Raw genomic sequence first — 21561 nt, 5'->3', positions numbered from 1 at the left:
CTGAAAAAGCGTAATTCTATTTAACGTTTTTTTCCAAATAAGCGATTGCCTGACCAACAGTACCGATGGTTTCAGCCTGATCATCAGGAATAGCTACATTGAATTCTTTTTCAAATTCCATAATCAACTCTACGGTATCTAAAGAATCTGCACCTAAATCGTTGGTGAATGAAGCCTCTGGCGTAACTTCGCTTTCGTCAACACCTAGTTTTTCTACGATAATAGCCTTAACTCTTGAAGCAATATCAGACATAATTTTATAATTTAATGGTTAAATAATTCTGTGCAAAGAAAAATAAATTCTTACAATTTTCAAATGTTTTTATTTCGATACGTAATTTTGGTACCTCAATAACACAGCGAATATAGAATTAGTTTTTTAATTTCGTTCTGTAAATTAATTATTTCGCTTTGAATAGAACATACCTAAAACTTACCTTAGACCTTGATTTTATACTAATTGCGATTACTGCACCCCTAAAAGACTATGTGCTTTGCCACAAAATTAATACCCGTTTAAACACACAATTTGAAAAGATAGAAGACCACGAAATTTTTTTTAATATCGACGAACCGGCCTGGTGTTTCTCCAAATATTACTTTTTTGTAGAGCAAGGCGAGGTAGAATATTACCTGATCAGTAACCGGAGCAGTGATGGTTTTCTGATTCCGGAGATGAACAAGGTCGATTTCTTCATTATTATTAAAGAATTTATAGATAAGGAAGATTTGGATTATCTGTTAAACGGATTAAATAAACTGCCTGATATACAGGTTGCTGCAAAAATAGATCCGACCAGGTTAAAGAGTAAGGAGAATTTGGTAATATAAAAATTATATACTTGGTGTATTAAATACACTATATTTGACGGTTACAAACAAAGAACAAAAAAACAAAATATATAAAATTTAATGCGGTTTGTCTATTTTAGATAAACAATTGTGTTTTTCTAAAACCGCATCCTAAAATCAATTAATTAAATGAAACCTTTTCATTCGAGAACCAAAATTGTAGCCACACTAGGGCCTGCATCGGCAAAACCAGATGTATTATATAGTATGTTTAACGCAGGTTTAGATGTTTGCCGTCTAAACTTTTCGCACGGATCGCAGGCCGATCACCAGGCGGTTTTGGATACCATCCGCGATTTAAACAAAAAATACGATTATAATGTAGGTATCCTTGCCGATTTACAGGGACCTAAAATCCGTATCGGCTTGGTAAAAGAAGGTGGTATTAACCTCATTAACGGTAAAACAACCGTAATTACCACCAACGAATGTATTGGTAATGAAGAAAGAATTTATATCACTTACCAAAACTTCCCTCAGGATGTACAGGCTGGCGAGATTATCCTTTTGGATGATGGAAAGCTTCAAATGAAAGTTTTATCTACCAACCTGAAAGATGAAGTAGTTTGCGAGATTGTTCACGGTGGTATTTTAACTTCAAGAAAAGGCGTAAACCTGCCAAATACTAAAGTTTCTATTCCTTCTTTAACACCAGAAGACCGCGAGAACCTTGATTTTGTATTGGATAACGATGTAGAGTGGGTTGGTTTATCTTTTGTGCGTAAAGCAGAGGATATTATCGAACTTAAAAAAATAATTGCCGAGCGTGGTAAATCTGCGCGTGTAATTGCCAAAATTGAAAAGCCTGAAGCGATTGCAAATATCGATGAGATTATTGCTGCAACTGATGGTATTATGGTTGCACGTGGCGATTTAGGTGTTGAATGTCCGATGGAAGAGGTACCATTATTACAGAAAATGATTGTTGCCAAATGTAGAGCAGCTTCTAAGCCTGTAATTGTTGCTACACAGATGTTAGAGAGTATGATTACTACGCCTCGCCCTACACGTGCTGAGGTGAACGACGTAGCCAACTCTGTGTTGGATGGTGCCGATGCGGTAATGTTAAGTGGTGAAACATCTGTTGGTGAGTTTCCATTGATCGTTATCGAAACCATGCAAAAAATTATCCAGAATATTGAAGAGAACAACTATCCGTTCAATCCAGATAAGTTTTTAAAACCAAAATCAGAGTCTTTCTTAAGTGATGCGATTTGCGATTCGGCTTGTTTCTTAGCTAAGCAAACCAATGCAGTAGGTATTGTTTCGATGACTTTAAGCGGTTATACTGCTTTCGAAATTTCGAGCCACCGTCCTGAAGCATTAACCTTTATTTTTACCAGCAACCGCGCTTTATTAAATGCAGTAAGCTTGCTTTGGGGGGTAAGAGGTTTTTACTACGATAAGTGGGAAAGTACCGATAACACCATCATTGAGGTGAACGAATTCTTAAAAAGTAAAAAACTGGTTAAACAAGGTGATATTATTATCAATACTGCAGCTATTCCAATCGAAGCTAAAGGTAAAACCAATATGTTAAAAATCACTGTTATAGACTGATAGCGATTAATCTATTTAGAAATGCTCCCGATTTATACCGGGAGCATTTTTTTTACCAATAAAAAATATATTTTTGCAGCCTTACCGGAGAGGTGTCTGAGTGGTCGAAAGAGCAAGCCTGGAAAGTTTGTATACTGGCAACGGTATCGAGGGTTCGAATCCCTCTCTCTCCGCATTTCCATCACATAGCCTGCTAAAGCATTTGGTTTTAGCAGGCTATTTTCTTTTTAAATTATGTAAATTGTCAGTTCCTATAACAAGCAGAATCTTGGCAGTTTGCGGTATAAATTTAAAAATCAAATCATGAGAGCAATAAACCCCTGGATCAATTTTAATGGAAATGCTGAAGAAGCATTCACGTTTTATAAATCAGTTTTTGGCGGCGAGTTTACAAAGATCGTCCGGTTTAAGGATCTGGCCAGTGCTGAATTTCAGGTGCCCGAGAGCGAAGCAAATAAGATCATGACTATTGTTTTGCCCGTGGGGAAACACAATGTGTTAATCGCTAACGATGTTCCTGAATTTATGGGGAAAGTAAATGAAAACGAAAACAGGTCCAAAATATCTATCAGCACCGAGAGCCGGGAAGAAGCAGACCTAATTTTTAACGGACTATCTGCCGGTGGAAATATTGAAGGTCCAATTGGCGAAAGTCCCTGGGGTACGTATGCCGGAATGTTTAGAGACAAATATGGTATAGAGTGGATTGTTGAATTTGATCCAAACCAGGTATAATTTACACAAAGGCATTTCGGGGCTGGATTAATTCCTTATCTGAGCCGTTTCTGATATATTTTAGACTGCTTATATTGCTTCACGCAGCTATCAAGTGGTAACCCTTTTTGGTAAATGCAATCGCAAAAAATAGCGCATCCTTCAGGATTTTTACTGCCGGCACTTTGATTTTTACATTCGGGCATAGAATTTCCTGGCCTGATTTCGTACAGAAATTGATTGCCAAGTACCACTGCAGCAATGGCCAGGATGACAAATCCCGCAAAAGCAAAAGGAAACTTTTTACTTAAGGAACCTTTGGGTAGGCTTGCTGACCATAAAATAGCTTTTAAACGTTTATAATCCCAGCAAAGCAGATAGAGATTGGCCAGTACCATCAGGGTAACAATCCGTGTGCCTTCAAACCGGGTGGCGTAAGTTAAAATGCAAATATTAATAATTACGGGGAAGTAAGCCAATGCACCCAAAAAAGCTGTTCGGGGTATAAGCAGGAGCAAGGCTATGCAGAGCTGCGTAATGCCGATAAATGTATAATAATAGCCAGTAAGGTGTAATGCATCAAAATAATGCCCCAATGGGTTATTGGGAGGCAGGGCAGTAAATCTTTCGCCCATAATCTTCACTATGCCCGATGGAATAAAGCTTGCTGCGAGTGCTACACGGCAAAAAACAGTAAAAATGCGAAACCAGATATTGTAACGGGCTTCTTCCTGAAATTGTTGTAGCTGACCAGATAGCTTCATGTTTGGTTTTTTAAAAGTGCTTTGTATTTCAAAGTTAATAAAGGAAATGATAAAACCAAATTACCACAGCTAAACTATTAGCTGTCTTGATAAAAAAGCTATGCAGAGTTGAAACCTCTCATCATTTACCACGCTGTTTGTACAGTCTTTTTTAAACAGCAGTACAGGCTAAATGAAATACTCATCTGGCTAAATTTGTATCAGCTTTAATACCATTTATATGCCAAAACAGTCTTATTTTTATCGCCGAGATTAACCAACAACATATTATGAATAAAAAATGGTTCACCGTAGTGGCTTGTACTTTAGCCTTTGCGGCAAATGCTCAGCAAAAAGCTTTAACCGTTAAAGATTACGAAAGGGCGGAGAGTTTTATGAGTTATAATACTGCAAAGTACATCGATCATGCCAGTGTACAACCCAACTGGCTAGAGGGCGATAAATTCTGGTACACCACCAAAAACCAAAGCACTGAGCAAACTTTCCTGGTTGATCCGGTAAAGAAAACCAAAACCTTAACCACTGAGTATAAAAATTCTCCTGCTTTGCCTGCACGAATGTATAGAGGCCGCAACGAAGAGGTATCGCCAGATGGTAAAAAATCCATTCTGATAAAAGACTACAACCTTTTTGTAAAAGATATTGCCTCAGGCCAATTAACCCAGCTCACTACTGATGGTGTTAAAGATTATGGCTACGCCACTGATAATGCGGGTTGGAAGCATAGCGATGCCCCGATTTTGCGTTGGTCTCCTGATTCAAAAAAAATAGCCACCTTTCAGCAGGATCAGAGAAATTCTAAAGATATGTATCTGGTAACCACTAACGTGGGAGCGCCTGTTTTAAAAGCCTGGAAATATCCTTTACCTGGTGATAAACAAATTGCCACTATCAGACGTGTAGTGATTGATATAGAAAACCCCAAAGTAGTTTCTTTAGATATCCCTGCTGATCCACATCGTGCAACTTTAAGCGATGACATTTCAAGCAGCGGCACTTTCGATGATATCGATTGGAAAGCCGATGGTTCGGAAGTAGCTTTCGTATCTACCTCGCGCGATCATAAACAGGAAAAATTCCGCATTGCCAATGCAACAACCGGAGCTGTTCGCGAAGTTTTCGAAGAAACCGTAAAAACACAGTACGAATCAGGGCAAGGCGCCATTAACTGGCGTTACTTACCTGCTTCTAAAGAAATTATCTGGTATTCGGAGCGCGATAACTGGGGACATTTGTATTTATACGATGCAACCACCGGAAAAGTGAAAAATCAGATTACCAAAGGAAACTGGGTAGTAAGCCGTTTGGTTAAGGTAGATGAAAAAAACCGTACGCTCTATTTCTTTGCTAATGGCCGCGAAGCAGGTAATCCTTACTTCAGCCATTTATATAAAATTGGTTTTGACGGGAAAAATCTGGTATCCTTAACTCCAGAAGCGGGCAACCACCAGGTTACCTTTTCGCCGTCATTCGAATATTTTATCGATAGCTATTCGCAGCCTGATGTTCCGCCGGTTACCGTATTGAGGAGTATTAAAGGCAATCTGATTCAGACATTAGAGAAAACCGATGTTTCGCGTTTAGCCGCTACCGGATGGAAAGCACCTGCAGCGGTTTCGGTTAAGGCAAAAGATGGCAAAACCGATATTTATGGTTTGGTATTTACGCCAACCCAAATGGATGCAACTAAAAAATATCCGGTTATTGATTACATTTACCCTGGTCCGCAGGGCGGGAGTGTAGGCAGCTGGGCATTTGCGGCCTCACGTGGTGATAACCAGGCCCTGGCCGAGTTGGGCTTCATTGTAGTGGTAATTGAAGGTACGAGCAACCCTGATCGCTCTAAGAGTTTTCATGATATGAGCTATGGCAACATGGCCGAAAATACTTTACCAGATCAGATTGCTGCTATCCGTCAGCTTTCGGCCAAATATCCTATGGATACAACTAAAGTGGGTATCTGGGGCCACTCGGGCGGTGGTTTTGCCACGGCAGCGGCCATGTTCCGTTTTCCCGATTTCTTTAAAGTAGGTATCGCCGAATCAGGAAACCACGATAACAGAAACTACGAGGATGACTGGGGCGAACGCTATAATGGTTTGGTAGAAAATTCGGATTACGAAGCACAGGCCAACCAGAACTATGCAAAAAACTTAAAAGGTAAATTAATGCTGGTGCATGGTATGATGGACGATAACGTTCCGCCTTACAATACCCTGTTGGTTGTAGAAGCTTTAGAAAAAGCCAATAAATCTTTCGACCTGGTTATTTTCCCCAATAGTGCACATGGTTATGGTGCTTATTCGCCTTACATGATGCGCCGCCGCTGGGATTACTTTGTGCAAAATCTTTTAGGTGCAGAAATACCAAAAGATTACCAGATGAAAGGTGCAGGAGGCAGATAATATTTTTAAAGAGCAGCAATTAGCTGCTCTTTTTGTTTAAATAACCTGTATTTTCGGATATAACAAAATACGTTGATCATGGAGAAAAAAAGAGCTCAACACAATGTAATTATCACTGGTGCTACGGGCATGGTAGGAGAGGGTGTTTTAATGCGGTGCCTGGAAAGTGAGGAGATAGATGCTATTTTGGTAATTAACAGAAAGCCCTGTGGTTATACACACCCTAAGCTTAAAGAAATTATCCATGCCGATTTTTTTGACTTTTCAGCCATCGAAAGCCAGCTATCGGGTTATCATGCCTGTTTCTTTTGTCTGGGCATCAGTTCGGTAGGGGTTGATGGTGAAGTGTATTACAAAATGACTTATACCCTAACTATGCATGTGGCCGAAACATTGAGCAGGTTGAATAACGACATGACTTTTTGTTATGTATCTGGCGGTGGTACAAATGAAAACGGCCGTTTAAAGTGGGCTCAGGTAAAAGGTAAAACCGAAAATGATTTAACGAGGTTGCCTTTTTACCAGGTTTTTAATTTTCGCCCGGGTTTTATTAAACCTTTGCCTGGTCAAAAATATGCGCATAAATTTTACAAATACATTAACTGGCTATTTCCCATTGGGAGGGCGATTTATCCAAATGGTTTCTGCACCATGGCCGAGTTAAGCGATGCCATGATTCATACCTTTAAGCACCATAACGAAAGGCGTGTTTTGGAAGGAAAAGATATTATTGCTTTGGCCAAAGAATAAGCTCGGGCGCCTGCTGGCTACCTGAGCTTATCTTGTTACCCAAACAGAATTAGGTTAATAAATGATCTGAAAAATATTTTAATATAAAGCTGCCGTAGCATCTTTATCTTTTTGTGATAATACCGTTGCCCCAGAATTACACTGGCCACCGTTCATGAGCGATAAGGCATCGGTTCCGGTAACACCAGGTACATTTGTAGCGGTTGATTCGCCACGTGCAGACCAATTGGTGTGTCTGAATGAGATGCAATGTCCAAATTCATGACAAATCGTTCTGGCACGTTGTGCAAATGAATTGCCGGCAATGTAACTTTTGTTGATTTTGATTAAAGCACCAGCGCTTCCTCCTGATGGGAATTGACCCTGGCCACAGGTACCCGATCCTAAATTTTCATCTTTAATCAGGATATCGTAAGGCGCTGCGGTTACCACATTAAAGCGGAGTGTAGAGTTAGGTACTGCATTCCATTGGGCAATACCGCTGTTAATTTCACTGGTCATTGAGGTCATAGAAGGATCTATAAAAACCCTGATGTTTAACTTTTTGGTGCTGTTAACAATGCTCCCTGTATAATATTGCTCCGTTTTTGGGCCTTCAGTAACAAAAGGAACTACCATATCTTTCGGAAACAGGATATCTTCTTCTACCACAAATTCGCTTCCGTTATCTACAATACTTTCGGCCGGGAAGCCCAGATCTTTGATGTATTGCAAAACTTTGTCGGCATTTTTTACGGTTGCCTGTGGTTCGTCGGTTATCGTTTCCTGGTTTTTTTTACACGATACGATTACAAGGGTCATCATCGCTGCCACAGCGATAGTTTGAATTAATTTTTTCATAAATAATAAGTTAGTTGTTTCGGTAACAAAACAAATGTAACACAACTTGTTACATTGAGATTTGATTGTGACGGAATTTTACACGAAAACTGAATTGTACTGTGTTGTAGCTTGGTTAAAATCAATAATGTATTTTAAAATTTACACAAGTATATTTTTAATGCCTTATATTTTGTATGTTTATATTGTTTTTTTTAAGATTTCTTAAAAAGATTTTTACAGGGTGGTAAATAATTTTCAAAAATATTTTTTGTGTAAAAACTACACTGCCATAGGGTTGTCAGTGGGGGGTAGTTTCTTTGTATAACTAAAGCAAAAAGATATGATACAAGAACCATTATTCGCTGAAACAAAAGAAGAAACTTCTCTTGTTTATTTAATGAAAAATTATGCTAACTATAATTTCTGGGCCAATTTAGCCCTGGTAAACTGGTTAAAAAAACATCCGGAACATTTGTTGGAACAAGAGGTTTTATCGAGCTTTAAAAGTGTAAAATTAACCTTAGCACATATCTTACAAACACAAGAGTATTGGTATTCGATTTTAAGCAAAACTGAATTTGAATTTCGCGAGTATGGAAGCCTGAATAATGTCTTTGATGATTTGCTAAAACAGTCGGAGAACCTTGCGGTATACGTTACAGCACTAAGCGAAAGTAGGCTTGAGGAAAATACACCAATTCAGAGCCCCTGGTTTACCAGCGATTTTCAGAACTTTGAATATGTGATGCATGTGTTTAACCACAGTACTTACCACCGCGGACAAATTATAACCATTTGCCACAATTTAGGGATTACCGGCGCGCCCATGACGGATTATAATTTTTATAATGTGATGGCTAAATAAGATTTTCGTGTTGTTTTTTTTAGTAGTATTGAACAACTAAATTATCACACTATGTATGTAATGCTAGGGGCAATAACCCTTTTTGCCGGCGACTATGCGCCTCAAGGATTTGCAGTATGCGATGGTGCACTGCTATCGATCACTAAAAATGTAAAACTGTTTTCTATCCTCAAAACGAACTATGGCGGCGATGGGATTTCGAATTTTGCCCTCCCTAAACTCCCATCGGTAGCAGGTGCGATATACATCATTTCTACTGATGGTTATTATCCAAGCCACCCAATGGACTAAGTATCATGTTAGGGCATAAAAAAAGGTGATGATCCTCGGGATCATCACCTTTTTTTATTATTTCTTGTTATCGTACTTCCGCTGATTGTCTTTATTGGAAGTCTGGTCGGATCTTTGACCACCGCCATTGGTTATTCCCTGTATTTTTTTGTCGGTTTTAACATCGTGATTAGCCCTATCTGCGATCGAAGTTCCCTGAACGGTTGGGTTATTTTTTGGTGTGCCCGTGTTTTTCATAACTCTAAAATTTAGTGTAACCATATTGCTGAGCGTTATTATAATAACCGCTCGTTTTGCAATATGTTTTGTTTTTTTAGAGAAAAGCTTTCAGTCAGTATACAGTTTTCAGTTAACAATAACCAAGTTTGGCTCCAATTAACCGATTAAACAATTAACCATAATGCAGTTTACAGTGGGCAGTTTGCAATACCAATAAACCAATGGCTAATGAACGATTAAACCACCTAATACAACAAAAATATAGTTGGTTTTTTATGCAGATCTATTTCCGCTTTGCGCCAGTTGTAAACGCTTTGGGTTTTAATAAATTCATCTTCAGCAGTTAAGTTGCAGGCTACACAAACCTGGGTATTGGGTTTGCAGCTTTTTAAAACCTCTTCAAACAACTGGTTATTGCGAAAAGGTGTTTCGATAAAAATCTGGGTTTGTTTATAACGGCTGGCCGATAAATCTAAATCTTTAATCCTTTTGGTGCGTTGTTCCTTATCAATTGGCAAATAACCCCAAAAAGCAAAGCTTTGGCCGTTAAAGCCAGAGGCCATAAGTGCCAGTAGGATAGAGCTTGGGCCAACCAAAGGCACTACTTTTATACCGCGCTTGTGTGCTTCGGCAACAATATCGGCGCCAGGATCGGCAATGCCCGGGCAACCAGCTTCGCTCATTAAACCAACATCTTTACCTGCAGTAAGCTCAGTAAAAAACTGACCTAAATCGTTGCGGTTGTGTTTTCCATAGTCGTGAACAATTAAGTCCTTTTGCGGGGTTTTAAGTCCGGCTTCTTTTAAAAAGCGGCGCGCCGTTTTACTGTTTTCTACAATATAGGTGTCGATCTGGTTAATCGTATCAACCAGGTAAGGTGTAAAAGTTTTATGTGCTGCCTCTTCAGCCAGCGGTACCGGAATAAGGTATAAAGTGCCGTTTTGCATGTTGCAAAAATACTCACAATAAATAGGATTTAAGTTTTAAAGTTTAACTCCATTGCAATATAATCTCTTTTGTAAGCACAGGTGTAGCAAATTTTATTTCTAACTGACTTATTTTCTGCACAATTAAACTTTGCTTAAAACGTTAAATAATAGTTAAATATGCGCTGCAGGGCAATATTTGCAGGAAAATACGGAAACTATGCATGCATATTAAACTTTCTAAATTTTTGGTGCTCTAATTGATACACACACATTAGGTTATTAAAATAAAACACACAAATGAAAACACTGAAATTTACGGCACTTGTGCTGGGGCTTTTTGGGCTCCTTGCCGGAACCACTACCCTTGTCAGGGCACAAGACTATCAGAACGATTACCAGGACGATGGTTATAGTACTGGCAATATTTCTTTACAAACTTTCTACGATGAGCTTTCGCCCTATGGTACCTGGATACAAGACCCGCAATATGGTTATGTTTGGCGTCCGGATGTAGACCAGAGCGATTTCCGTCCGTACTATAGCAATGGCCGCTGGGCAATGACTGAGTATGGAAATACCTGGGTTTCTAATTACGATTGGGGCTGGGCACCTTTTCACTATGGCCGCTGGGTAATTAACAGTTACAGACAATGGATCTGGTTACCTGATACTACCTGGGGACCAGCATGGGTTGACTGGAGAAGTGGTGATGGTTATTACGGCTGGGCACCTATGGCACCAACTATCAGTATCAATTTAAGCTTCGGCCGCCGTTATGTAGTGCCAGAGTTCTGCTGGAACTTTATTCCGCAGCGCAATATTTATATCAGCAGTTTCCCGCGTTATGATTATGGTCGTAACAATGTGTACATCCGTAACACCACAATCATTAACAATACTTATGTATACAACAGAAGAAGTTACTATGGAGGACCGAGGATTGAAGATATCAGAAGGGCAACCAATCGCGATGTAACCGTTTACAGATATGCGCAAAGCAACAGACCAGGTGCAAGCCGTGTAGGTGGCAGAGAAGTATCTATTTACAGGCCAAGACCAGAACGTAACCAGGTTGATAATCGTAATGCAGCGCCAAGAAGATTTGAGCAAGGCAATGCTGGTATCAGCAGAAACGGCAGAAATGAAGGTTATGCTACGCGTGAGCAACGCAATGGCAACAATAACGACAACCGTTTTGGATCAAGAAATGATAACAACCGTTCGGTGCAACCTGATAGACGTAACGATAACAACGTAGGTAGGGATAACCAGCCCAATAATAACAGGGGTGAAGCTTACAACAGGGATGCGAATGGAAGAATGAGCAGGAACGGATCAAATGGTATTGATGGCAGAAATGGTCAGTCTAACCCAGACAGAAGCCAGGAGCAGCAAGAACGTTTTGAGCAGATGCGCCAGCAACGTAGCCAGCAGGATCGTATGAGTCAGGATCAGCAACGCGCACAGCGTGATATACAAATGCAACAACGTGGACAAGCTGACCAGCAACGTGCACAACAACAGCAGCAAGAACGTGCTCAGCGTGATGGCCAATTACAACAGCAACGTGATGCTCAGATGCAGCAGCAACGTAACGAGCAAATGCAACAACAACGTGCCCAACAACAACAACAGGAAAGAACACAACGCGATGCGCAGATGCAACAACAGCGTAATGAGCAAATGCAGCAACAACGTGCACAACAACAGCAGGAAAGAGCTCAGCGAGATGCACAGATGCAACAACAGCGTAATGAGCAAATGCAACAACAACGTGCACAACAACAGCAACAGGAACGTGCACAACGTGATGCTCAGGTACAGCAGCAAAGGGCACAACAACAGCAACAGATGCAACAACGTCAGGAACAAAGAAGGATGGAAGCTCCGCAACAACGCGGTGGGGGCGGAGAAAGAAGCGGTTCTGAAGGCGGAAGACCATCAAGAGGTGGCAGAGGATAAATAGAAAAAGTCCCGGTGCAAACCGGGACTTTTTTATGATTTAGGGCTTGTGCTTATCCAAATGGATTTTAAGAAGAAGCCGTATTATTAATGAATATTTACTTTACTTTAAAAACCTGAAATTCTGCCAGGTGCGTGTAAGACTGAGGTCCTTCGGTCATTTCCAGCTTCAGGAACCTTACTTTGGTAGGGGCATCGAGCTCATAGTTCTGTAAATCTTTTAAGTTGGGATCCATGGCTTTGGCAGTTAAAAGATCAATCCAAACAGTTCCATCAACACTTCCTTTCAGGTTAAATTTGGTAAAACCTGTATTGTTGTTGTTGCGGGGAGCCATAGATATGCTGGTTACATTGGTTAACGCAAGCATATCTACCTGTATCCAATGCGGGTATGATGAGGCAACAGGCGAATATTGCGAATGCCAGAAAGTTGCCAGATCGCCATCAAGTACGCTGGCAAGTGATCCATCGCCAGCCTGTGTGGTTGAGGCAGTAATAGCCCAGCCTGTCCTGTCTGCAAGAATCTCTGGTGCCTTATACTTCACCGTAGTAATAAACATTGTTTTTAACAAAGGATTGATCTTATATCCCGAAGCATCAATTATACTAATTGGTAACATATATGCTTTGTTGGGATCCAGGTTTTTGGCGTTATATTTTAAGGAAACCAGGTTGGAAGTTATTGCTCCGCTTGCTATGGTTACATCCAATCCGCTAATGGTGTAAGCACTTTCGGGGAGTTTTATGTATGGGCTAAGGTTTTGACTGGTACGCGCAACATTTACACTATCAAAAGCCTTATCATCTACTTTAAATTTTACGCCAATATTGTTTAACGGCAAACCTACAGCTGCGAAAGATGCGCCAAAATCGTAGGATATAAGTGTATCCTTTGCCGGATAAACGGTTATTTTTTGTGCGTTGGCTTGTCTGGAAACATAAATCAATGCACCTTCTTTTGTATCTGATTTTTCAAGGTACCCCTCTTCTTTCTTACATGCACCCATAACTGTAATAACAGCTATGATACAGGATAATATTTTATATAATTTCATTATAACATCGTTTTAGGTTAGTAGCCCGGAAGCTGAACAATTTGTTTGTTCCTGTCCATTTCATTCTGGCGGTAAGGAAGGAAATAAAATTTACGTTGCCATTGCGCCCTGGTGGTTGCAACAACCCGTTTATAAAAGGTTGGGTCAGACAAAGATGTACCTGCATCCATGTTCATACCATAAAAATCGCCACCTTGCTTAGACCCTGCTTCGTTAGGGATTTTCCAGCGGCGTACATCCCAAAATCTGAGCCCTGACTCATAGCAGAGCTCAATTCGCCTTTCCAGACGGATTTGTTTACGCATTTCTATCTGGCCAAGATCGGCCGGAATTTCGGGTATGCCTGCCCGTGTGCGCACATCATTCAGGTATTTTAGTACATCGGCATGGCCAGGCTGCGATTCATTTAATGCCTCGGCATAACTTAAGTACAATTCGGCCATTCTGATTAACATAGCCGGGCGGGCAGGATTACTTCCGGTACTTAAATTGGTGTTGGGATGGATGTTTTTTCTGGCAGTATATCCTGTTTTTGGATAATCTCTGGCATTTGCTTTTTTGCCCGATGGTGAGGTAGAAAAATAAGTAACATAGGTTTGTCCTGCCGCAGGTATAACTGGTATTACGGCTCCACTAAAGGTTACGTCTACATAAAAACGCGGTTCTCTTCCAACATACATGTTATTTGTGCCGGCAGAATAATAAGGGGTTGCCGTATTGGTAAAGGTTGTTTCGCTATAGGAAGGTGTTTCTTTTATGCCACGACCATCTGCCATCCTGAAATCATCAACAAGTTCCTGAAGCACACCAATACCGTTCCAGCCATTACCTGAAAGGGAGTTTTTCGGCGCAGAATGCTGAGACCAAGAGTATACATTGTTGGCTCTTCTTAGCCAAACACCTTCATCTTTCCAGCCGTCCCAAAACATATCCCTTGTTGAATTAAATCCCTGAAGAAATAAATTGGCATTGGGTTTAATAAATAATTTACGGCCCTGGGCTATATTTAAATCAATGGCTCTTTTCATGGCCTCAGCTGCAGTCTGCCAACGTGCAGGATCATAAGTCTGGTTAAATAGTTGTTTCCCATCAAAGTTCTTCCAGTCGGCAAATTCTGCATTTCCGTTAAACAACGGGCTGGCATGTGCCAGTAAAACCTGCGCTTCAATTGCTGCTGCTACAGGTATTGTAATCCGGCCTACCTGATAATCATCAACGGTGTTGGAGCCTGTAAGGTGTAAGCTTGTCAGGCTGGCTTCTGAAGCACGCATTTCATTCATCACAAACTTTATGCATTCATCCCAGGAGCTTCTTGGAATCTGAAAGTTATCATTAGGTAAACCTGAAACTAAGGGAGCTATGGCCGCGGGCCCTACTTCTTTCATGAGTAACCAGTGGTAATAGGCCCTTAAAAAACGTGCTTCTCCTTTGTATTCTTTGACAATAGATTCGCCATTCTGTTGTTCCAAAAGCTCTTTACACTCATCAACCCTTTCCAGAAAAATGTTAATGTTCCGGATCAATTGATAATACGTTTCGAAACGGGTTGGCGAATTATCGCTGGTAACTGCTCCGGAGTTGATGGTCAGGGCATTGCCCGTTCCCCAGTTGGCATACTCCAGCTCATCACTGATGCCGGCATACTGATAACCATAAGGCTGGTCCCATATATCCTGTATACCTGCGTACAGGCCAAAGAACCAGCGTTCGGTATTGGCCCGGTTCGAAAATACTTTATCTATAGTATTGATATTATCTGGTACAGTATCAAAATATCCCTTTTTACAGCTTGTAGGTATAAAAAGGAACGGTATGAATAGCGCCAGAATTATTCTTTTTGCGAATGTGTTTTTCATAATTAGTTAAAATTAGCACGTAAACCTAAGTTGAAAGTTGAAATGTTTGGATAAGATGCCCCACGGCCATCACCCAGTTCGGGGTCCCAAAATTTCCATTTTGAAAAGGTTAACAGATTGGTGCCATTGGCATAAATCCTTAGTTTTTTGATAGCAACTTTACTCAATGCTTTTATACCAAAAGTATAACCCACTTCGGCACTTTTCAAGCGGATGTAATCTGCACGCTTAACCCACCAGGTACTTGAGTAATAGTTTGTAGTGACATCCTGATTGGTGGATAGACGTGGATAAAACGCATTTGGATTAGGGTTATCTACTGTCCAGCGATCAGTAACCTTGGAGTACATGTTACCGAAAGTAGCCCCCTGAGAGAAAGGCGTTGTGCCGGTACCACCATTGTAACTGAAATCAACCTGTCCTGCTCCCTGGAAAAAAAGTACAAAATCAAAGCCTTTGTAACCTGCGCCAACGTTTAAACCATATAAAATTCTTGGGGTACTGCCGTAACCAATAGCTTGCTGGTCAAACGAAGAAATAATCCCATCTCCATTCAAATCTTTGTAGCGGATGTCGCCAGGGCGTACATCGCCTGCCTGTGTAGGCGCATTATCGATTTCATTCTGGTCTTTAAATAATCCCATGGCTACGTAACCAAAACGCTGCCCGATAGCATGACCGGTACGGTTAAGCCACGAGTATTGCCATGGTGGTAAACCATCAAAAATGTTCTTGTTTTCATTCATATTGAAGGTTCCCCTGAAGGTTACAAATCCATCTCTGAAGCTTTTATTGTAACTTAAAGTCACATCGATACCACGGTTTGCTGTTTTACCCACATTTACGTAAGGAATATTAGCGTTTGTAAAACCCGAAATGTAAGGAATGGTATAGTTTTGAAGTAAGATGTCGTTTCTTTTCTCTTTGAACAACTCAACAATTAATTGAAGATCATCTTTTAAGAAATTGATTTCAACACCGAGGTTGTGCCTGAAACCGGTTTCCCATTGTACTTCACTGCCTATGCGGCTTTCCTGGTAACCTGTATAAGCCCTGTCAGCTCCCGGAATACCAAAAGTGTACGAAAATGCATCGCCTAAGGTAGATAAGAATAAAAAGCGTGAACCGGTATTACTATTACCTGTAAGACCATAGGTATAACGGACTTTCAGATAGGATACGACGTCTTTAACCGGCTCAAAAAACTTTTCATTTGAAGCTACCCAGCCTGCACCCACTGAAGGGAAGAAACCAAAACGTTTGCTGGGAACAAAGTTTTCAGAACCTGAATAACCAAAGTTGGACTCAATAAAGTACTTGTCTTTATAACCGTAATTTACCCGTCCAACCAAACTACGTTGCCTGAAAGGAATAGAGCTGATCAGATCGGACGCATTTCCATCTACATAGTCGGATTGATTGAAAAGCAATAAGCCGGAAACATCATGGTTACCGAATTTTCTCGAATAGTTGAGAGAGGTTTCGGTATAAAATCTTCTGTTACTATTCCTGTCAGCCGAAAAGCCCAATACATCTGAACCCGTCTCAGCAATTCTGGTAATCAGTTTGCCATTTGCATCGCGGCCTGTAGCCAGATAAGATTGCAAGGTTCTTGACCGGGTTAAGCTGCTCCCGTTAACAGCGTCAAAAGCGAACATGGTTGAAAAAGATAAGCCTTTGGTTAGGAAATCAAGTTCCTGGATTACTTTGATATTACTTCTAACAGTATTTGAATAAGTGTTTGAATAGCCATTGGCAACTAGGTAGTAGTAGGGATTGAACGGAACACCTGGGTATTTTGGCCACTGGCCATTTGAATATATTGGAGGTACCACATGTGGTGCCTGCTGTGTAGCATAATCGAAAATTGCATTTACACCAGCTGATGGTGCATTATAATTGGTAATGAATCCGTTAATGCCAAGTTCAAGGTTGGTGCTTTTGGTTACCTTAACACTTACATTACTGTTAAAATTAAACCGGTCAAGCTTTAGGGTCGAATTGAAAGATTGTGCTTCAGCTTGCTTGAACATGCCTTTTTCTGTGTAATAACCGGCCGATACATAATATTTTGCTGCATCTACACCACCGCTTACATTCAGATTTGCTCTGCTGGCACTCGAAAAATCGTTAAACAAATAATCGTACCAGTTTACATTAGGGTATAAATCAGGGTCTTCCCCGCTGGCGTGTTTCGCGATAACAGCCGGATCATATTGTGGTGTTCTTCCTCTGGTTGATAAACTCTCATTATACAAATTCATAAAAGTAGGCGCATCTATAAAATCCGGAAGCTCCGTAAATTTTGAGCGCGAACTGTTTAACTCTACATTGATGTTAGGTTTTCCGATTTTACCTTTTTTGGTATTAATGAGGATTACGCCATTTGCACCTCTAGTACCGTACACGGCGGTAGCTGTTGCATCTTTTAAAATGGTGAAACTTTCTACATCCTCAGGATCAATATTATTGATTGGCCTGTCCGGAACGCCATCTACAACGAGTAATGGCGATTGCGGGCTACTGGCAAAAGTTGCAATACCGCGGATAAAAATATTGGCTCCATCTGCGCCCGGTGCTCCGCCGCGTTGTGTGGATACAACCCCTGCAAGACGTCCGGCCAGCGCGCTTGTTAAATCCCTTACAGGTACCTTTAGTTCTTCGGGTTTAATAGTGGCCTGGGCCCCTACCACACTTACCTTTTTCTGACGTCCAAAACCAATAACGGCGATTTCGTTCAAACTTCCCGATTCAGGCTCCAGTGTAATATCAATATCTACCCTGTTTCGTACAGCTACTTCTGCCCGTTTATACCCAACGTATAAAAATTCAAGTGTGTCAGTCGCTTCTACATCAATAGTATATTTACCATTTAAATTTGTTTGTATGCCATTTTTGGTATGCATTACACGTACCGTAACATTTGGGAGGGGTGCGCCTAATTCATCCTTAACTGTTCCGTTAACTTTATACTTTGCCTGTTCAAGAACGGGCTTAGGTATTGCCGGCCTTTGATCGGGTATTGGCTGTTCTTTTTTTGTGATTACGATTGTTCGCTCATCAATCGTAAATGCCAGCGGCTGGTTCATGAGGCAGGTTTTCATTACCTGATCTAATGAGCTATTGTTAAAATCAGCATCGATGGTACGGCTCGTTTTTAATACTTTCGGAAGATAGAAAACATCATAACCTGTTTGTTTTTCAATCTCTTCAAATATCCGGGCAATACTGACATTTCGTTGTTTAAATGTGAGTCTTTGTGCGTAGCTGACAGCGCTGACCTGCATGATCGTTACAATGAGTAATAACGTCGTTAATTTCATAATTCGCAGGATTTTAGGTATACGGGAATAGAGGCCTAATATTCTTAGGTAAAATTTATACATTTGGTTTGTCTTGTTTTAGGTCAAAAAAATAGTTCGCAAGCTAGTTTTACTCAGGCAAGTCATTTGCTGGAAGTGTTGGTCGCACTTCCAGTTTTTTATTTTAAACTTACCTGAAAAGGTTTTTCTGTTAATGGTAATCTGATTTCTTCATGTTCGGTTTTTAGGGGATTAGTTGATATAATATTTAATTGGTTCTGCTTATTCTACAATGATTTCACGATCTTTTACCGTAAACCTGAATGCCCCGGTTATTGCCATTTTTTTCAATACCTGAGTAATACTTGCATATTTGGAAATCCTGCCGCCCAGTATCTCATTTTTAAGTTCCGGTCGCTTATAAATAACCTGCACATTGTACCATCTGGCCACTTCAAGCATACCTGCCTCGAGTGTTTTATCGGTAAACCTGAAAACTCCATTTTTCCAGTCTACAGCATATCCGGTATTTACTTTTTCAACAGAGATATCATCTCCGGTTACTGTTGCCTGCTCACCGGGCGAAATGATTTTTTGATTCGCTTTATTTTTAATTTTAACACTTCCCTCCAGCAATGTTGTTTTTGCTTGTGATTCATTATCGTATGCATTTACATTAAAATGTGTACCCAATACTTCCACTTCCTGGTTACCGGTTTTAACAATAAAGGGGTGTTTGGTATCTTTTGCGATTTCAAAATATGCTTCCCCAAGCAGTTTAACGGAGCGTTTTCCGGATTGAACCAAAGCAGTACTATAAGAAAGACTGGATGCAGAGTTTAACCAAACCAGGGACCCATCAGGCAAACGAACCTGATAGGTTTCCCCATTGCTGGTAGAGAGCGTATTAATCTGATCAGGACTTGTTGTTCCTTTTATTTCATAAACCAATTGCCCGTTTGTAGTTTTGGTAATGGTTACACCAGCTTCATTTGCAAGTTCGCCATTTACTGCGGCAGATAATTTAATTGTTTTGCCGTTTGCGAGTTTAAGTGTTGCACCTGCTGAGCCTGGTTTAATGTATGCCTTTGTATCGGCCAAACCAGCATTTTGCTTTAAATAAAATAAGCTGGCACCGAATAGCATGATCGCCAGGGCAGCTGCAATTCCTATCCAGAGTTTTGGTTTTCGCCGGGCTTTTGGTAAAGGATAAATATTTTCACTTTGTATTTTTGAGAGCATTTTTTCGCCATCACCAAACAGGAAAACAGCCGGACTAAATTCATTTTCATCAAATTCTTCCCAATAGCTGTTAAGCAATTGTTTAACCTGCTCTTCATTTATGGGATCGGCCATTAGCAATATAAATTCTTCCTTTTCTTCAGTAGAATTTAAGTACTGCAATTGCCGATTGAATAAAAAATTCAATCTCTGGTTTTCAGTCATATTTGGTTACGATTTCTGGCGAATCTTTACTAAAGACGCAGAGAAACAGAAAACGGGATATAAAAAATAAAAAAAAAAATAAAGCCAGGGGGGAAAGGCTCAATTTATGCTCAGAATAATAGAAATGGTTATTGCGGTATGTAGTTTTAGAAATTTAGATACTGATTTGGTTGCCCACTGCTGGTATTTTTTTACAGATTCTATAGATATTCCCATTTCTCCGGCAATTTCTCTGCTTTTTAGCCCTTGCTGGCGCAATTGTAATACTCTTTGTTGAGAAGGAGGCAATTCTGCAATAGCCTTAGTAAGAATATGCTGATATTCCTGATCTAAATTAAAAACTTCTTCACCTTCATTAAGGTTTAATACTTCTTCAGCATATAGCTGGCTATGTTTTTTATGCTTCGCCATTTGGCGAATAGCACTAATGGTATAATTACGCGTTACAATAAAAAGATATGCAGTAAACTTGTCCAGTATAGGTAATGTTGCTCTGTTTTCCCATACTTTCAAAAATACATCCTGTACAATCTCTTCACAGACCTGAACCGATTCGATTAAAGTATAAATGTATTTGATTAAAGGACCGTGGTAGGCACGAAACATTTCGGCAAAGGCAATCCCATCACCCCTTGCGATTTCAAGAAGCAATTCTTTTTCATTTGGAAGAGGTTTAATCGCCATTTTTTAGTTTCACTGTAAGATAAAACTAAGTATTTTTAATTAAGTGCAAAAAATAAATTTAGACTAATAGGGGGATAAGCTGGCGAAAAATACTGGTTCGACTTTCACGGGGATTAGAAATTAGCGAAAATACAGCACTACATTACTGTCCTGCTGCAGCAGTCAAGTTACTCAAATCAACACCTCTAAAGGTACTTGGCGCATCGGGATGCAGGTTTTCCGGATCAAGCAGAAAAGTATCGATACCGAGCTCGAGGCCAAACCTGATTTCCGATTCGGCATCATCGCCAATAATTAAAATATCGTTTTTGTTTAGCTTATGTTTATCAATGAGTTGCTGAAAAGCTTTCTTTTTATTGCTAACCGATACATCAACCACATCAACAGATTCGAAATCGGCTGCAATACCCAGCATTTTTACTTTCGAATTTTGTTGTTTGGTAAAGCCGGCAGTTACAATAAATTTCCGGCCTTTTAAATTCTTGATAAATGGATAATCATCGCTGGGTTTTAAAGGTTGGCTTACTTCCCTGTTCTGTAAATAAGCCAATACGGCAGGCATCGCTTCTTCCCTGAAACCATATTTTTTAGCTACTTTTTGAAAAGGGGTACGCAACATTTCCTGTTTGGCAAGTGCAAAAGCTTCATTACTAATTCCCAGATCCTGTTTTTCTAAAAACCGGTACAATTCGCCCATTAACTGTGTTTCGTTCGGTTTGGTAAAATAAATGGTATTATCTAAATCTATAAAGAATATGCTTTTCATTGTGGATTGGTTTTTGTTTGAAGCCTTGTAGATCAAAAAAATTAAAACACCTTTTCGCTAAATATGTTTAATAAGTAAATCACTAATATCATGAAAAAAGAGACAAAAATTATAGTAGGCGTTTTAGCCGGAGCAGCATTAGGAGCAACCATCGCATTGGCATTATCATCAGATTCGACCAGCGATCTTAAAGGCAAAGTATCAGACTTTTTCGCCGATCTTTTAGATGCCTCAAAAGATAAACTCGCAGGCCTGGCTGGTAAAGCTACAGATGCTGCCGATAAGGTTAAAGATAAAATAGCAGAAATAAATGCTTAAA

The 21561-nt window shown here is 40.1% G+C and carries 20 protein-coding genes and 1 tRNA gene; 10 read left to right on the top strand and 11 right to left on the bottom strand.

Annotated features, from left to right (window positions below; translation table 11 throughout):
• Positions 1 to 16: 16 nt before the first annotated feature.
• Positions 17 to 253 (bottom strand): acyl carrier protein, encoded by a 237-nt coding sequence (locus OC25_RS22575; protein WP_008508386.1) that lies wholly within the window; start codon positions 251 to 253, stop codon positions 17 to 19.
• A 158-nt stretch (positions 254 to 411) separates the two neighbouring features.
• On the opposite strand from OC25_RS22575, the gene OC25_RS22570 reads away from it, so the two are divergent.
• The 4 genes from OC25_RS22570 (at position 412) to OC25_RS22555 (ending at position 3147) form a co-directional block, all read left to right on the top strand.
• Entirely contained in the window at positions 412 to 831 is a 420-nt protein-coding gene (locus tag OC25_RS22570; RefSeq protein ID WP_039481057.1) for an IPExxxVDY family protein, read from the top strand.
• Positions 832 to 981: 150 nt separating this feature from the next.
• Positions 982 to 2412: a pyruvate kinase gene (gene pyk / locus OC25_RS22565; RefSeq protein WP_039481053.1), complete on the top strand. Its 1431-nt coding sequence runs from the start codon at positions 982 to 984 to the stop codon at positions 2410 to 2412.
• Between the two features lie 86 nt (positions 2413 to 2498).
• Positions 2499 to 2585, top strand: a tRNA-Ser gene (locus OC25_RS22560).
• A 130-nt stretch (positions 2586 to 2715) separates the two neighbouring features.
• Positions 2716 to 3147, top strand: coding sequence for a VOC family protein (locus OC25_RS22555; RefSeq protein WP_039481050.1), 432 nt, complete (start codon positions 2716 to 2718; stop codon positions 3145 to 3147).
• Between the two features lie 35 nt (positions 3148 to 3182).
• On the opposite strand, the gene OC25_RS22550 is transcribed toward OC25_RS22555, so the two are convergent.
• On the bottom strand, positions 3183 to 3890 hold the full coding sequence (locus OC25_RS22550; protein WP_039481049.1) for a hypothetical protein: 708 nt from the start codon (positions 3888 to 3890) through the stop codon (positions 3183 to 3185).
• Between the two features lie 269 nt (positions 3891 to 4159).
• Between OC25_RS22550 and OC25_RS22545 the strand changes: the two genes are divergently transcribed.
• Together OC25_RS22545 and OC25_RS22540 are read left to right on the top strand one after the other, a co-directional pair.
• Positions 4160 to 6295, top strand: coding sequence for a S9 family peptidase (locus OC25_RS22545; protein ID WP_039481046.1), 2136 nt, complete (start codon positions 4160 to 4162; stop codon positions 6293 to 6295).
• A 78-nt stretch (positions 6296 to 6373) separates the two neighbouring features.
• Positions 6374 to 7045 (top strand): NAD-dependent epimerase/dehydratase family protein, encoded by a 672-nt coding sequence (locus tag OC25_RS22540; RefSeq protein ID WP_039481044.1) that lies wholly within the window; start codon positions 6374 to 6376, stop codon positions 7043 to 7045.
• A gap of 78 nt (positions 7046 to 7123) precedes the next feature.
• On the opposite strand, the gene OC25_RS22535 is transcribed toward OC25_RS22540, so the two are convergent.
• Positions 7124 to 7885 carry a M57 family metalloprotease gene (locus OC25_RS22535; RefSeq protein WP_039481040.1) on the bottom strand — a complete coding sequence of 254 codons (762 nt, stop codon included), beginning with the start codon at positions 7883 to 7885 and terminating at the stop codon, positions 7124 to 7126.
• 322 nt (positions 7886 to 8207) lie between these two features.
• Here OC25_RS22535 and OC25_RS22530 point away from each other — a divergent pair, with 322 nt between their 5' ends.
• Both OC25_RS22530 and OC25_RS22525 read left to right on the top strand, forming a co-directional pair.
• The gene (locus tag OC25_RS22530) at positions 8208 to 8732 is read left to right on the top strand and encodes a DinB family protein (protein WP_052266396.1); all 525 of its coding nucleotides are present in this window, start codon (positions 8208 to 8210) and stop codon (positions 8730 to 8732) included.
• A gap of 51 nt (positions 8733 to 8783) precedes the next feature.
• Complete coding sequence (locus tag OC25_RS22525; RefSeq protein ID WP_039481037.1) at positions 8784 to 9023, top strand: phage tail protein; 240 nt, start codon at positions 8784 to 8786, stop codon at positions 9021 to 9023.
• A gap of 57 nt (positions 9024 to 9080) precedes the next feature.
• Here OC25_RS22525 and OC25_RS22520 read toward each other — a convergent pair whose 3' ends face one another.
• Positions 9081 to 9260 (bottom strand): hypothetical protein, encoded by a 180-nt coding sequence (locus tag OC25_RS22520; RefSeq protein ID WP_039481034.1) that lies wholly within the window; start codon positions 9258 to 9260, stop codon positions 9081 to 9083.
• A 227-nt stretch (positions 9261 to 9487) separates the two neighbouring features.
• Positions 9488 to 10189 carry an SAM-dependent methyltransferase gene (locus tag OC25_RS22515; protein WP_039481032.1) on the bottom strand — a complete coding sequence of 234 codons (702 nt, stop codon included), beginning with the start codon at positions 10187 to 10189 and terminating at the stop codon, positions 9488 to 9490.
• Positions 10190 to 10468: 279 nt separating this feature from the next.
• On the opposite strand from OC25_RS22515, the gene OC25_RS22510 reads away from it, so the two are divergent.
• The gene (locus OC25_RS22510) at positions 10469 to 12133 is read left to right on the top strand and encodes a DUF6600 domain-containing protein (RefSeq protein WP_039481028.1); all 1665 of its coding nucleotides are present in this window, start codon (positions 10469 to 10471) and stop codon (positions 12131 to 12133) included.
• A gap of 98 nt (positions 12134 to 12231) precedes the next feature.
• Here OC25_RS22510 and OC25_RS22505 read toward each other — a convergent pair whose 3' ends face one another.
• The 6 genes from OC25_RS22505 to OC25_RS22480 all read right to left on the bottom strand — a co-directional run bounded on the left by OC25_RS22505 (position 12232) and on the right by OC25_RS22480 (position 21242).
• Positions 12232 to 13188, bottom strand: coding sequence for a discoidin domain-containing protein (locus OC25_RS22505; protein ID WP_082018691.1), 957 nt, complete (start codon positions 13186 to 13188; stop codon positions 12232 to 12234).
• A gap of 17 nt (positions 13189 to 13205) precedes the next feature.
• Positions 13206 to 15044 carry a RagB/SusD family nutrient uptake outer membrane protein gene (locus tag OC25_RS22500; RefSeq protein WP_039481022.1) on the bottom strand — a complete coding sequence of 613 codons (1839 nt, stop codon included), beginning with the start codon at positions 15042 to 15044 and terminating at the stop codon, positions 13206 to 13208.
• A gap of 2 nt (positions 15045 to 15046) precedes the next feature.
• Positions 15047 to 18367, bottom strand: coding sequence for a TonB-dependent receptor (locus tag OC25_RS22495; protein ID WP_039481018.1), 3321 nt, complete (start codon positions 18365 to 18367; stop codon positions 15047 to 15049).
• Between the two features lie 261 nt (positions 18368 to 18628).
• Positions 18629 to 19750, bottom strand: a complete 1122-nt coding sequence (locus tag OC25_RS22490) for a FecR family protein (protein ID WP_167335429.1) — start codon at positions 19748 to 19750, stop codon at positions 18629 to 18631.
• Between the two features lie 141 nt (positions 19751 to 19891).
• Positions 19892 to 20476 carry an RNA polymerase sigma factor gene (locus OC25_RS22485; protein WP_039481010.1) on the bottom strand — a complete coding sequence of 195 codons (585 nt, stop codon included), beginning with the start codon at positions 20474 to 20476 and terminating at the stop codon, positions 19892 to 19894.
• A 142-nt stretch (positions 20477 to 20618) separates the two neighbouring features.
• Entirely contained in the window at positions 20619 to 21242 is a 624-nt protein-coding gene (locus OC25_RS22480; RefSeq protein WP_039481007.1) for an HAD family hydrolase, read from the bottom strand.
• A 90-nt stretch (positions 21243 to 21332) separates the two neighbouring features.
• Between OC25_RS22480 and OC25_RS22475 the strand changes: the two genes are divergently transcribed.
• Positions 21333 to 21560 carry a YtxH domain-containing protein gene (locus tag OC25_RS22475; RefSeq protein ID WP_039481004.1) on the top strand — a complete coding sequence of 76 codons (228 nt, stop codon included), beginning with the start codon at positions 21333 to 21335 and terminating at the stop codon, positions 21558 to 21560.
• Position 21561: the final 1 nt, after the last annotated feature.

The organism is Pedobacter kyungheensis (genome assembly GCF_000812965.1).
Taxonomy (GTDB): Bacteria; Bacteroidota; Bacteroidia; order Sphingobacteriales; family Sphingobacteriaceae; genus Pedobacter; species Pedobacter kyungheensis.
This window is presented reverse-complemented; position numbering and strand designations above follow the sequence as displayed.